We start from the raw sequence: 11654 nt of genomic DNA, 5'->3' as shown, positions 1-11654 counted from the left end.
CACGATGTGGGAGCTCGGGAGAAGACTAGAAGGGCAGCAGCACGTCCATGACTTGTTGGCCGTAGCGTGGTTGCTGCACGTCCATGATCTGGCCGCGGCCGCCGTATGCGATGCGGGCCTGCGCGATCTTGCTGGAATCGATGGTGTTGTCGCTCTGGATGTCTTCGGGGCGGACGATGCCGGCGACGATGAGCTCGCGAATCTCGTAGTTGACGCGGATCTCCTGCTTGCCTTCGACCACGAGATTGCCGTTCGGCAGCACCTGGGTGACGACCGCTGCGACGTTGGTCTGCAATGCTTCCTGGCGGTTGACCGAGCCCTTGCCATCGGCGGAGGATGTCGAGTCGGTGGTGAGAAGCCGACCCGGCAGGATCTTGAGTGGCTGCGTGACCGTCTGGCTGCCGATAAAATCGGTAATTCCCGAGTCTTCCTTGGAGGTGCGGCTGCGCTGGGTCTCGTTGGAGAGGTTGGCCTTGTCGGTGATGTTCACGGTCACGGTCAGGAGGTCGCCGACATGGGTCGCGCGCTGGTCTTTGAAGAAGGCTCGGCTGCCGTTGCGCCACAGCGAGTTCGGATTGTAGGAGGCGACTTCCGGCTTCGGCATCGGCATCTGCACCGGCTTGTAGCCGGGCTGCGTCGTCGGATTTTCGATCGCCGCCAGCTTCGGCTGCTCGCCGATCTGCGACAGGCGGTCGATCGAGGAGCAGCCGCTCGCCAGCGCGCAAGTCGCCAGCAGCAGGGCAGTAATCGCGATGCGACGAGGACGGGAAGCCGAACTGAAACTGGACATGACTTACTCTGACTTGGCTGGAGCTTGCGAGACGCGAACTGGCGGGATCTGGGCTTGTGCGATCTGGGCCGGGGACGCCGGGGTCTGGATCAGGCTCTGGGCGAGGGCTGCGGCCGTGGGGGCGGGGGCGGGCGTTTCGTCACGCTTGAGCGATGAGGTCTGCTCGACCGCGGCCGGCATCGGCGCGGCCTGGCTGGCGCCCTGGACCGTCACCTGGCCGCGGGCGGTGACCACGCCTGTGAGCGTGCGCTTGGTCTGCAGGTTGAGCACGCTGATGATGTCGCCCTCGGCGCCGCTCTCGATCGCCTTGCCGCGCGTGGTGAGGTAGATCCCGGGGACCTGGTAGATGACGGTGACGTTCTGGTCGCGCTGCACGAATTCCGGCTTGACGATGTCGGCGACGCGGATCGGCATCCCCGCCCGCATCGGTCGGCGGAGCTGCATGCCGAGCGTCCGATCGCGCGAGGCGGCCTCACCGGTGACTTCGGCCTTCGGCCGGCGTTCCACGGCGACGTCGGAGGACTTCAGGAGATCGGCGCGGTCGATGTCGCGCGTCAGCACGGCCACTTCCACCGTTTCGATCGCATTGCCGGTAAAGCGCAGCTTGGTCGGCGCCGGATTGTTGTCGTTGTTGATCTCGAAGGCGATGTCGAAGCGGCCGCTGCGGGCGTCATAGCGGGTTGCGACCGGCTGCAGCGCGCCGGTGTTAGAGGCATCCAGCCGCATGTCGGCGACACCGCGGTCGAACGTCACGGTGATGTTGGCGGCATCGCCAAGTCCGAAGCGGCGCTCGAGCGCCGAGGCGACCGCGGTTTCGAGGTCCTTGTTCACCAGCGTGCGGGCGAGACGGGTAACCTGGACCTCCTTGATGTCGCCGGTCATCACGCCGATCACCTGCTTTGCACGGAGCACGCTCAGGACGTGGGCAACCGGCAGCGCGCCGGTGGTGCCGAGATCGGGCGAGCGGTAGACCGGGATCAGCGCGGCGGATCCGGCATTGTCGATGAGATCGCCGACCCGCACCACGTCCGAGGTCACGGAGATGCCCGCGCGCAGCGTCGGCGTTGCGATGAAATCGTCGGCGGCCCGTGCAGGCAGCGCCAGCACGAGGAGAGCGGAGATCGTGGCGAGGGTGGTGCGGATCATGGTCATCACCTCAGCGGAACAGCGCCGTGGTCGATTGCATCATCTGGTCGGCGGCGCTGATCACCTTGGCGTTCATCTCGTAGGCGCGCTGGGCGGCGATCAGGTCGCTCATTTCCGAGACGACGTCGACATTGGCCTGCTCGAGGCTGCTCTGGGTGATGTTGCCGAAACCCTCGGCCGTCGCCGTGCCGTCCTGCGGCGGGCCGGAGGAGGGCGTCTCGGTGAACTGATTGTTGCCGACCGGCTGGAGGCCCGCCTTGTTGATGAATCGGGTCAGGCCGATCTGGCCCTGGACCGCCGACGTCGACGAACCCGGCAGCGTCACCGAGACCTGGCCCTGCACGTTGATGGTGAGGCCCGAGGCGTTGTTCGGGATCGTGATCGTCGGCTGCACCGGGTTACCCTGCGCGGTGACGATGCGCCCCTGATTGTCCATCTGGAAGGTGCCGTCGCGGGTGTACTGGTAGCTGCCGTCGGGCATCAGGATCTTGAAGAAACCTTCGCCCGTGATGGCCATGTCGAGGTCGTTGCCGGTCTGCGACAGCGTGCCCTGGGTCATGCTGCGCGGCGTACCGACGGTCTTGACGCCGCCGCCGATGTCGACGCCGACCGGCAGGATGGTGCCCTGGTCGGACGACTGGGCGCCGACGCGGCGGACGTGTTCGTAGATCAGGTCCTGGAACGCCGCGGTCTGCTTCTTGAAGCCGGTGGTGCGCAAGTTCGCGATGTTGTTGGAGATCACCTGAACGTTGAGTTCCTGTGCCGCCATTCCGGTCGCTGCGGTGTGAAGCGCCTGCATGTCAGTTCTCCCTCAATCAAGCCGGAACGTCGGCGAGTTTCTCGATCGCCGATTTGTGCATGTCACTCTGCTGCTGGAGCAGGTTGGCGATGGCGGTGTAGCTGCGCATGACTTCGACCATGCGGCTCATCTCACCGACCGAGTTCACGTTCGACTTCTCGACGTAGCCCTGCTGCACGGTCGACTTGGTGTCGGCCTGCGCGGTCGCGGAGCCGGCGCTGTAAAGGTTGGCGCCGAGCTTGGTCAGCTTGGCCGGGTCGTCGAACGCGGCCATGCGGATCTTGCCGCGGATCGAGTCGTTCTTGGCCGTGCCCTCAAGCACGGTGACGGTGCCGTCGGGGGCGACGTTGATGTCGTGGTCGGTCGGCTGGAAGGTGATCGGGCCGCCGGTGCCGAGCACGAGGTTGCCGTCGGAGGTGACGAGCTGGCCGGTGCTGTTGAGCGAGAATTTGCCGTCGCGGGTGTAGCGCTCGGCGCCATTGGCCTGCACCGCGAAATAGGCGTCGCCGCTGATCGCCATGTCGAGCGGATTCTTGGTCGGCTCCATCGGCCCCTGGCTGACGTCGCGGAAGGTGCCGCGGTCCTGCACATAGGAGACCCGGCGGTCGGAGCCGGCGAAATTGTCCTCACGCGCGTTCGAGTTGAGATACTCCTCGAACAACGAATGGTCGGCCTTGAAGCCGTTGGTATTGGCGTTGGCGACGTTGTTGGCGACGACATCCATCTGCCGTTCCAACGTCATCTGCCGTGACAAGCCGATCAGAAGCGCGTTCTGCATCGGAAATCTCCCCTGAGTGAGATCCGCCAGCTCGCTCTGCCAAGCGCCTTGGCCGATCCCGTGAACGAGACCTCGGGTTCTCCCAAACCTTAGGTCTCGGCCCTTTCTTAGCGAAAGTCGTGCCAACCGGGAAAATTACGTAAATTCAATCGTTTATCTATTTTCTGAGGGCGCGGGGAGGCGGCAGAAAGGAACTGTTAGCCATGTTTGCCCGGCAGATTTTTCCTAGTGGGATCCCAATCGAAAGGTTCCGTTAACCATTATTACCGTAGCGTTTGCACATAAGAGGAGCGCACTGCGCTGGGGCATTTGTATCGCGTCACTGTCTGCCAGGAGCTTCGCTCTTTCGATCCTTTGAGAAATGAACGAGCGCGGCGACCATGGCAGAGAATGAAGCGGAAGGCGGCTCAGGCGCGGAAGCCGCTCCACCGAAGAACAAGCTCAAGATCATCGTCATGGCCGTAGGCCTGCTCGCGGTCCTCGGCGGCGGTGCCGCGACCTGGTTCTTCTTTTTCCGTCACGGCGACGACGAGCATCACGCCGAGGCGGCGCCCCCGCCGAAGCCGCCGGCTTTCGTCGACGTTCCCGACATCATGGTCAACCTCGCCGGTGCGCCGGGCGAGCGAGTGCAATATCTGAAGCTCAAGATCGTGCTGGAGCTGAAGGAAGAGAAGCAGATCGAGGCGATCAAGCCGACGATGCCGCGCATCACCGACATCTTCCAGACCTATGTGCGCGAGCTGCGCTCCTCCGACCTCAATGGCTCCGCCGGCGTCTTCCGTCTCAAGGAAGAGCTGACCAAGCGCGTCAACGCGGCGGTAGCCCCGGTCCAGGTCAGCGCGGTGCTGTTCAAGGAAGTCGTGATCCAGTGAGCATGACGGTCTAGGGATCATGGCAGGCACCGACCAACCCGACCAGGATGCAATTGCCGCCCAATGGGAGGCCTCGCTCGATTCCGAGGATCCCGCCGAGGCCGCGAAGGCTGCTGCCGAAAACGAACTATCCGAGACCATGGCCCTGCAATGGGCGGCCATGGTCGAGGACGGCAGCCGCGATCTCGGCGCCGGCAAGAATTCCGGCGAGCGGGTGCTGTCGCAGGAGGAGATCGACAACCTCCTCGGCTTCACGGCCGGCGACGTCACACTCGACGACCATTCCGGCATTCGCGCCATCATCGATTCGGCGATGGTCTCCTACGAGCGTCTGCCGATGCTCGAAATCGTCTTCGACCGCCTGGTGCGGTTGCTGACGACATCCTTGCGCAATTTCACCTCCGACAACGTCGAAGTCTCGCTCGACCGCATCACCTCGGTGCGCTTCGGCGACTACATGAACTCGATCCCGCTGCCGGCCGTCCTCACCGTCTTCAAGGCCGAGGAGTGGGACAATTTCGGCATGGCGGTGGTCGATTCCAGCCTGATCTACTCGATGATCGACGTGCTGCTCGGCGGCCGCCGCGGCTCGAGCCAGCTCCGCATCGAGGGCCGGCCCTACACCACGATCGAGACAGAGTTGGTCAAGCGGCTGGTCGAGGTGGTCATGGCCGATGCCGAACAGGCGTTCCGGCCGCTGTCGCCGGTGACCTTCACGATCGACCGGCTCGAGACCAATCCGCGTTTCGCCGCGATCAGCCGGCCTGCCAACGCCGCGATCCTGGTGCGCCTGCGCATCGACATGGAAGATCGCGGCGGCAACATCGAGCTCTTGCTGCCCTACGCGACCATCGAGCCGATCCGGGGCGTCCTGCTCCAGATGTTCATGGGCGAAAAATTCGGCCGCGACCAGGTCTGGGAAGGCCATTTCGCCACCGAGATCGTCCAGGCCGAGATCTCCGTCGACGCCGTGCTCTACGAAGCCGACATTCCGCTCAAGCAGCTGATGCGGCTGAAGGTCGGCGACACGCTGCCGCTGGACATGCGCGCGGATGCCAATGTCACTGTTCGCTGCGGCGACGTCACGATCACCGAAGGACGCATGGGCCGGGTCGGCGATCGCGTCGCGATTCGGGTGACGAAACCCCTGCGCAAGCCAAGTACGACACTTGCGATGTTCGAAAAGGTCGACGAGCAGAACAAGATGATGGAGGCCCCATGAACCACTCCCTGGGAATGGCGATCGAGACGCTGGTGGCTATCCTGCTGATGCTGACCATCTTCTACTGCGTGATGCTCAACAAGCGGCTGACGCGGCTGAAGGCGGACGAGCATTCGCTGAAGGCGGTCATCGGCGAGCTGATCACCGCAACCGAGATCGCCGAGCGCGCGATCGGCGGGCTGAAGCTCGCCGTGCGCGACGTCAACGAGAATCTCGGCAGCCAGCTTGTGGCGGCGACGCAGATGTCCGAACAGCTCTACAAGCAGCTCGGTGAAGCCGACAACGTGGTACGGCGCCTGTCCAAGATCGCGATCGCCGCGCGTCCCATGACGAACCCGGATATGGTCGCCGCGCCCGCAGCCAAGCCCTCGTCGGCGAAGGCGGTGGCGGCTGCGGCCGAAGCCTTCTCCGAGCGCCGACGGTCCAACGGTCTTGCCGCATAAAGTCAGGGTATGAAGTCCTTTCGCAACATCCGCGTCATCCCGATCGTGCTGGTTGCCGTCGCTGGCCTCGCCACGCTGAAGGTGGCGGGCCTCGTGCTCAATGGCGGCTATGTCTTCGACTACAAGCCGAACCAGGTCAAAAAATCCTGGGCGCAGGAGAATCTGAACTTTCCGAGCAGCCGCGAGGACCCCGACATTACAGGCTCGACCCACGGCGCGCCGAAGCCGGCCGCGCCCGAGACCAAGCCCGAAGGTACCGTGGTCAAGGTGGAGGAAGCCCAGCCGCAGATCTCGGCCTCGGAGCGCGCAATCCTGGAACGCTTGCAGTCGCGCCGCCAGGAGATCGAGGCCCGCCAGCGCGAGATCGACATCCGCGAGAGCCTGTTGAAATCCGCCGAGAAGCGCATCGAAAACAAGGTCGAGGAGATGAAGGCGGTGGAAACCCGCATCTCCGCGACCCAGGCCGAGCAGAAGGCCGCCGAAGCCCAGCGCATGAAGGGCCTCGTGACCATGTATGAGGGCATGAAGCCCAAGGATGCCGCGCGCGTGTTCGACCGCCTGGAGATGGGCGTGCTGATCGAGATCGCCTCGCAGATCGCGCCCCGAAAGATGTCGGACATCATGGGACTGATGTCGCCAGAGGCCGCCGAGCGGCTGACCGTCGAGATGGCCCGCCGGGCCAATGGCGGCGGCGATCAGTCCGCCTCGGCCGGCGATCTGCCCAAGATCGACGGCAAGCCGACGCAAAAGCCGAATTGAGGGCTCGAGAGGCGCGGCACACCGCTGCAACCTGCGCGTCCTCGCGCGGCCGTTCGGCCAGCGCGCAGCTAGACGCCCTGCGTGTCTAGCTTGCGTGCCGCTGTTGAACCCTGCGACCGGCCGAGCTCAACGGTTTCTCGACGGGAAGGAGGGTCTCGCAGTGCTGCTTGATCAGCGCAGCCTTTGTCATTCGAGTCACGAGATGCAAGGTGCTGTGGCAGCAGGAGCACTCGTATACCTTGAGGGCATAGCCCCGCGCGATTGGAAAGACGGCTACGACCGTTCTTGTCCGGCTGCATACAATGCAGTTGGCTTCTCCGCTCATTGATTGCCCCCAAAAGTCGACCAATCGAATTCGCATCGCCGTGATCACATTGATTCAGAGTCGTTGATGGACCGCAACACCTTTGGGGTTGTGCGCGCATAATCGGCAACCAAACACCCAGATCAAACACGCCTGGGAGTGGGGGTGATCGCCGCGAGTTGACTTCCTTGCCGCACGGAGCGATGCGACTCGCGTTGCGGATGCAGCCGAAGCAAGCGGCATCTTCTGAGGCTGCGATGAGTTGACGCGTACAAATGTGAAGTGGGGTACAGTGGCGCTGAAGCGTTCGTCCTAGGCTTCCGCCATTCGCAATCAGCAGCGCGGGAGGAAGCTATGAATTACTCGTCCGTAGCAGAACGCGCAATCGAAGCCGTCAATCGGCTGCTCATCGCAGCAATGACGTTCGCATGGACGTCCGCGCTAGACCATCAGCATGCATGGCCGCCGCAAGAGGAAGAAGACGACTCTGATGACGCTTGTCTCGAGCGGGAGCACTCCTCGGCGCCGGATTGCGCGGGAAAGCAACACTGAAGGCGTGATTGGCGTCGCCGGTCGACGCCAATCGCGGGCCTCGAGGTGCGGGCGTCGGCCGGATGTTAACACCTCCCTAACCACTTGCTCTCCAAATTCGCAAGGGCGAACGCTTCAGCCCGCATCCAGGGCGTCGCGACACGCTGCGCCGGATCAGTCGTCATTACAGCATTAACAAGTCCTTAATTGGCAAAACCTACAGTCGACGGCACGGGCCGGCGCCAGTGCCGGCATGGACCGTCGAATCGGAAGAAATACTGCCAATGGCGCGAGAGGCTGCCGCTGGATTTGTGTCGCGAGCCCGCGCTTTGGCGCGGGGGCTGTCGCGTCACGTCCGGGTGGCGCCGCTACTGGCAGCAAGCCTCCTGATCGGCTTCAACGCACCGTCCCGGGCGGCCGATGTGGTCAGGGGCGAGGCGGCTTTCTCGGCCGCGGACGGCTTTGCCCGTCTCGTGATCAAGCTCGGCGAGGACGTCTCCTCCGAGGTGACGACGGCCGGTTCCATTCTCGTTATCCGCTTCGACCGGACGGTCGATGTTCCCGTCGATCGCGTCCCGGAAGGCGCGCCCGACTACGTCAACTCCGCCCGCCGCGATCCCGACGGCGGCGCCATCCGCCTGTCGCTGGCGCGGCGCGTCACCGTCAACACCATGAATGCCGGCGAACGCACCTTCATCGACCTCTTGCCGGAGGGTTGGAAGGGACCGCCGCCGAGCCTGCCCATGGACGTGGTCAAGGAACTCGCCGAGCGCGCGCGCGTCGCCGAACGGGCCCTGCGCGCTCAGCGCGCCGCGGCCGAGAGCAAGAAGCGTCCGCAGATCCGCGTGCGCGCCTCGGTGCAGCCGACCTTCGTCCGCTTCGTGTTCGAGATGCCCGACGGCGTCGGCGTGTCCTCCGTGCTCAACGAGCAGAAGCTGACGCTCGCCTTCAACGCCAACCTCAATTTTGATCTGGCGGACGCGGTCGTCGCAGCGCCGCCGAACGTCGCCTCGATCAAGCAGAAGGCCGACATCGACCAGACCAGTGTCGAGATCGCGCTGATCGGCGATTCCGACGTGCATTCATTTCGCGACGACAAGAACTACGTCGTCGACATTTCCTTCCAGCCGGACAAGGGCAAGATCGCCGCGACGGCCGAGGCCGCGATCGCGCAGGCCAAGCCCGCCGCCCACGGACCTGCGCCTGCGCCCGAAAAGCCGGCGGCCGAGAAGCCGAAGGACGCCCATCGCGAGATTGCACCGCCGACGTCCGAGGTGATCGCGCGCGAAGCCAAGATCGATGTCAAGCCCGAGGTGAAGCCGGAAGCGCCGGCCGCCATGCCGCCCGTTGAAGCGCCGAAATCGGCGCCGGCTCCCGCGGCCGAAGCGGAGCACGCTGCGCCTGCCAAGCCCGTCATGGCCGAAGCGCCCAAAGAGGTTGTGAAGGAAGCCGCCAAGGAGACTGCGAAGGATCCGGTCAAGGAAGCCGTCAAGGCTGCGCCGGCAGAGGCGCCTGCCGCGCCGCAGCCCACTGTTGCCAGCGTCGATGCCCGCCGCGACAGCGACGGCCTGCGCGTGACTTTCCCGCTTCAGGTCGCAACGCCTGCGGCGGCGTTCCGACGTGGCGACACCGTCTGGCTGGTGTTCGATACGCCGAAGCCGATCGACGTCGAAGCGATCCGCACCAAGGGCGGTGCGATGATCGGCGACGTCGGCCGCATCCCGCTCGACAAGGGACAGGCGGTGCGTATCCGTCTCACCCGGCCGCTGGTCTATTCGCTGACGAGCGAGGAGGTCGGCAAGGAGACCAACTGGCTCCTGACCCTCGCCGACAAGATCCAGGCGACGCCGCTGCCGCTGATGATGTCGCGCAACATCACCGACCCCGCGCTTGCCAACATCGCGATCCCCTTCGCCAATCCGGGCCTTCTGCACAAGCTCATCGATCCCGACGCCGGCGACACGCTCTATGTCGTCACCGCGCAACGTCCGGTGCGCGGCTTCATCAAGCGGCAGGACCTGGTCGATCTCGCGTTGCTGGAATCCGCGCACGGCATCGCGATCCGGCCGAATTCCGACGAGGTCGCCGTCGAGGTCGGCGCGGACAAGGTCATCCTCGGCAAGAAGGGCGGGCTGACGCTGTCGCCGGTCGACATCTCGGCCGAGCGCGCCCCGACCGCAGTGCGGCCGATCTTCAACCCCGAAGGCTGGCGCAAGGGCCAGTCGGAAAACTTCATAGCGCGCCAGAACGACCTGATCACGGCGATCTCCATCGTCGAACCGGCGCTGCGTTCGCTGCCGCGGCTCGACCTCGCGCAATTCTACATGTCGCGCGCGATGTATCACGAGGCCAAGGCCGTCACCGAATTGATGCTGGCTGATCCTCTCAACAAGGAGGAGAGCGGTGCGCTGATCATGCATGCGGTCGCAAGCATCCTGATCGGCAGGCCGGCGCAGGGCCTCAAGGACCTCGCCAACCCCGTCATCGGCAACAGCCACGATTCCCAGCTCTGGAAGGCGCTCGCCTATGCGCGTCAGGGCAAATGGGCCGATGCGCGCGAGAAATTCAAGAACGTCGAATTCGCCATCGCCTCGCTGCCGCTCGACATCCAGCGCATCGTGACGATGGAGGCGATGCGCGCTTCGCTCGAGGTGAAGGACTATGCCGGCGCCTCCAAGCGCCGCAGCGAGCTCGAGGTGGTCGGCGTCCCGCCCGAGGCCGCTCCCGGCTTCGCCGTGCTGCGCGGCCGGCTCGCCGAGGCGCTCGGCCACGACAAGGACGCGCTCGACGACTACAAGTTCGCAGTCGGCTCGACCGACCGGCCGGCCGCGGCCGAGGCCAAGCAGCTCGAGGTCGCGCTGCGACAGAAGCGCGACGAGATCAGCAAGGAGGACGCGCTGCGCGAGCTCGAGACGCTCTCGATGACCTGGCGCGGCGACTCCATCGAGGTCAAGACGCTTCAGATGCTGTCGCAGATCTATTCGGAGAACGGGCGCTACCGGGACGCGCTCACCGCGGCGCGTACCGCGACGAAGCTGCAGCCGAACGCGGAAGCCTCGCGGCAGGCGCAGGACCTCGCCTCCGACCTGTTCACGCAGATCTTCCTGGGGCCAAAAGGCGACGAGCTGCCGCCGGTCGAAGCGCTCGGGATGTTCTACGAGTTCCGCGAGCTGACGCCGATCGGCCGCCGCGGCGACGAACTGATCCGACGCCTCGCCGACCGGCTCGCCTCGATCGATCTGCTCGACCAGGCCGCCGAGCTCCTGCAATACCAGGTCGACCACCGCCTCGAAGGCGCGGCGCGTGCACAAGTTGCCGCGCGCCTCTCCATGATCTATCTCGCCAACCGCAGACCCGACATGGCGATTACGGCGCTGCGCGCGAGCCGCATCAGCGACCTCTCCGGCGAGCTCCGGCAGCAGCGCCTGCTGCTGGAGGCGCGCGCGCAGAGCGACGTCGGCCGCCACGATCTCGCGCTCGACATCGTCTCCAACGTCTCGGGACGCGAAGTGCTGCGCTTGCGCTCCGACATCTTCTGGGCCGCGCGGCGCTGGCGTGAATCCGCCGAGCAGATCGAGCTCTATTACGGCGAGCGTTTCCGTGACTTCAAGCCGCTCAACACGGTGGAGAAAAGCGACATCATTCGCGCTGCGGTCGGTTATGCGCTGGCTGACGACTCGATCGGCGTGTCGCGCTTCCGCGAGAAATACGCGCCGCTGATGAGCGAGAGTGCCGATCGGCTCGCCTTCGACATCGCGAGCAAGCCGTCCGGCGCCTCCAGCGCCGAATTCGCCGAGATCGCCAAGCTGGCTGCCAGCGTCGACACGCTCGACGGCTTCCTGCGCGAGATGAAGCAGCGCTTCCCCGACGCCACCGCCCGCGCGCCGGCCTCGCCGCAGGCCAAGGACGAGTCCGACCACACCGGTTCGCTGCCCACGATCCCCGTCGTGCGGCAGATCAAGATGACGCGGTAGGAGTCCTGCTACCTCTCGCCTCTCGACAGCTGCCGC

General features: G+C 65.0%; 9 protein-coding genes. 5 read left to right on the top strand and 4 right to left on the bottom strand.

What is annotated here, in order from left to right; genetic code table 11:
- Positions 1–25: 25 nt before the first annotated feature.
- From flgH to flgF, 4 genes are read right to left on the bottom strand one after another with little or no spacing between them, the layout of a single operon-like run.
- Entirely contained in the window at positions 26–790 is a 765-nt protein-coding gene (flgH, locus tag IVA74_RS35140; RefSeq protein ID WP_247351962.1) for a flagellar basal body L-ring protein FlgH, read from the bottom strand.
- Positions 791–793: 3 nt separating this feature from the next.
- Positions 794–1936 carry a flagellar basal body P-ring formation chaperone FlgA gene (gene flgA, locus IVA74_RS35135; RefSeq protein WP_247351960.1) on the bottom strand — a complete coding sequence of 381 codons (1143 nt, stop codon included), beginning with the start codon at positions 1934–1936 and terminating at the stop codon, positions 794–796.
- Between the two features lie 10 nt (positions 1937–1946).
- Complete coding sequence (flgG, locus tag IVA74_RS35130) at positions 1947–2735, bottom strand: flagellar basal-body rod protein FlgG (protein WP_211397591.1); 789 nt, start codon at positions 2733–2735, stop codon at positions 1947–1949.
- Between the two features lie 16 nt (positions 2736–2751).
- Positions 2752–3513 carry a flagellar basal-body rod protein FlgF gene (flgF, locus tag IVA74_RS35125; protein WP_247351958.1) on the bottom strand — a complete coding sequence of 254 codons (762 nt, stop codon included), beginning with the start codon at positions 3511–3513 and terminating at the stop codon, positions 2752–2754.
- Between the two features lie 380 nt (positions 3514–3893).
- On the opposite strand from flgF, the gene fliL reads away from it, so the two are divergent.
- From fliL to IVA74_RS35100, 5 genes are all read left to right on the top strand, one after another.
- Positions 3894–4385 carry a flagellar basal body-associated protein FliL gene (fliL, locus tag IVA74_RS35120; protein WP_247351957.1) on the top strand — a complete coding sequence of 164 codons (492 nt, stop codon included), beginning with the start codon at positions 3894–3896 and terminating at the stop codon, positions 4383–4385.
- Between the two features lie 19 nt (positions 4386–4404).
- Positions 4405–5607, top strand: coding sequence for a flagellar motor switch protein FliM (fliM, locus tag IVA74_RS35115; RefSeq protein WP_247351956.1), 1203 nt, complete (start codon positions 4405–4407; stop codon positions 5605–5607).
- Positions 5604–6050, top strand: coding sequence for a DUF6468 domain-containing protein (locus tag IVA74_RS35110; protein ID WP_247351954.1), 447 nt, complete (start codon positions 5604–5606; stop codon positions 6048–6050). The genes fliM and IVA74_RS35110 overlap by 4 nt, the downstream gene beginning before the upstream one ends.
- Positions 6051–6059: 9 nt before the next feature.
- Positions 6060–6809 (top strand): flagellar protein FlbB, encoded by a 750-nt coding sequence (locus tag IVA74_RS35105; protein WP_247351952.1) that lies wholly within the window; start codon positions 6060–6062, stop codon positions 6807–6809.
- 1119 nt (positions 6810–7928) lie between these two features.
- Positions 7929–11618: a tetratricopeptide repeat protein gene (locus IVA74_RS35100; RefSeq protein WP_247351951.1), complete on the top strand. Its 3690-nt coding sequence runs from the start codon at positions 7929–7931 to the stop codon at positions 11616–11618.
- The last annotated feature ends 36 nt before the right edge of the window (positions 11619–11654 follow it).

Origin of the sequence: Bradyrhizobium sp. 132, assembly GCF_023074185.1 — a bacterium.
Lineage (GTDB): Bacteria > Pseudomonadota > Alphaproteobacteria > Rhizobiales > Xanthobacteraceae > Bradyrhizobium.
This window is presented reverse-complemented; position numbering and strand designations above follow the sequence as displayed.

What these genes read in the sequence shown, in the direction of transcription:
- IVA74_RS35105 (WP_247351952.1), top strand. Translation starts at nt 6,060, where the DNA reads ATGAAGTCCTTTCGCAACATCCGCGTCATCCCGATCGTGCTGGTTGCC.
- flgG (WP_211397591.1), bottom strand. Translation starts at nt 2,735, where the DNA reads ATGCAGGCGCTTCACACCGCAGCGACCGGAATGGCGGCACAGGAACTC.
- fliM (WP_247351956.1), top strand. Translation starts at nt 4,405, where the DNA reads ATGGCAGGCACCGACCAACCCGACCAGGATGCAATTGCCGCCCAATGG.
- flgH (WP_247351962.1), bottom strand. Translation starts at nt 790, where the DNA reads ATGTCCAGTTTCAGTTCGGCTTCCCGTCCTCGTCGCATCGCGATTACT.
- IVA74_RS35110 (WP_247351954.1), top strand. Translation starts at nt 5,604, where the DNA reads ATGAACCACTCCCTGGGAATGGCGATCGAGACGCTGGTGGCTATCCTG.
- flgF (WP_247351958.1), bottom strand. Translation starts at nt 3,513, where the DNA reads ATGCAGAACGCGCTTCTGATCGGCTTGTCACGGCAGATGACGTTGGAA.
- IVA74_RS35100 (WP_247351951.1), top strand. Translation starts at nt 7,929, where the DNA reads ATGGCGCGAGAGGCTGCCGCTGGATTTGTGTCGCGAGCCCGCGCTTTG.
- flgA (WP_247351960.1), bottom strand. Translation starts at nt 1,936, where the DNA reads ATGATCCGCACCACCCTCGCCACGATCTCCGCTCTCCTCGTGCTGGCG.
- fliL (WP_247351957.1), top strand. Translation starts at nt 3,894, where the DNA reads ATGGCAGAGAATGAAGCGGAAGGCGGCTCAGGCGCGGAAGCCGCTCCA.